Source organism: Acinetobacter sp. 228, from assembly GCF_048147885.1.
The window spans coordinates 1-1,355 of record NZ_JAYWYV010000280.1 but is presented as its reverse complement, the minus strand read 5'-3'; the positions used below and the strand labels follow the sequence as shown (position 1 = coordinate 1,355).

At 42.2% G+C, this 1,355-nt stretch carries 2 protein-coding genes; both read left to right on the top strand.

Translation table 11 applies throughout. From position 1 onward, the window contains the following. Positions 1-1,151 (top strand): TolC family protein (locus tag VXQ92_RS18210; protein ID WP_140963687.1); only part of this gene is annotated, 1,151 nt, incomplete at its 5' end. Beyond that, positions 1,148-1,355: hypothetical protein (locus tag VXQ92_RS18205; protein ID WP_416682750.1), on the top strand; the 208-nt coding region annotated here is incomplete at its 3' end. The genes VXQ92_RS18210 and VXQ92_RS18205, both read left to right, overlap by 4 nt.

Sequence of the window (1,355 nt, the reverse complement as noted above, 5' to 3'; positions counted from 1 at the left end):
CAGGTCAAAATTCAGGAGTTGATGTTGCTAAAGCCGGTTACTATCCCCAGCTTTCAGGAGGGATTACGACTGGTGATTTAAGCAGTGGAGAACGAGGTCGGCAGTTATTAACCTTAAGTGCTACCCAAATGCTTTATGACTTCGGTAAAGTCAAATCAGGTGTTGATGTTGAAGAAGCGAAAGTTCAGGTTGAACAAGCCAACGTCTTGGTTAGCGTTGATACTCTAGCTTTGGATGTTGCACAGACCATTGTGAATATTCAGCGTTATCTACAGCTTAATAAAATTGCTGAGCAGCAAATTGCCGGTATTCGACGTATTCAGGAAATTGCTAACCTGCGTGCAAACGCTGGTGTCGCGAGTCAAGCCGACCCAATTCAGGCTCAGTCATACTTACAGGCAGCGCAGTCTGCTTTGATTGCTCAGCAATCATTATTACGTCAATACCAACAGCATTTAAGAACCTTATTAGGTGCGGATGTTAGTCATACCGGATGGATTATTTCCGATGATCTCGTGAAGCAATCTGATCTTTATGGTGAACCTGAGTTTAATACTATTCCAAAAATGATTGCCGCGCAGGCAGGTGTTGAGGTTGCAAAAGCTCAAAAACAACAAACCCGTTTAACCCGATATCCGACCTTGGCTGTGAAAGGTTCGGTAAGTCAGGCGATTAATGGTAAAAACCCGAATAACGACAAAGATGACGGTTTATATAGTTCAGTCATGCTTGAAGCAACCAGTCAGTTTTACCAAGGCGGTGCTACCGCTTCACAAGTAAAAATGGCAAGTTATGCCGAAGAAGCTGCAAAAGCCAAAGTGAATTCGGTGTATATGGATGTTCTGGACCAAATTAGAACAAGTCGCGAACAGATTGAAAATAAACAGCGTCAAATGCAGGTTTTGGCAAGTCGCCAAGCAACAACGGTTCGTACACGTGAACTCTATCAAGAGCAATACAAGCTCGGTACGCGTTCATTGGTCGATTTATTAAATGCTGAACAAGCTATTCATAGTGCCAACTCAGAACTCGAATCAGCACGTTATGACATTTATAGCAGCATTGTTCAGTACATTGAAGCAACAGGACGTTCCCGCCAAGCCTATGGCTTAAATAATATTTCAATTCAGGGGTTCGAAGTACAACCATGATGACAAAAATAAATTACCAGCCTTGGCTACAGGCGGTCTTAACTATTGCTAAACATTATCGAATAGAGCCTTCAGAAGAAAGAATTCGTTTACAACTTGATTGGAACCAAAATCAGAATTTAGATAACGTCTTGCAGTTAATGACACGTCAAGTCGGTCTGAATCTTCGTAAGGCACCATTTTCCTTAGACTTACTCAACCCAT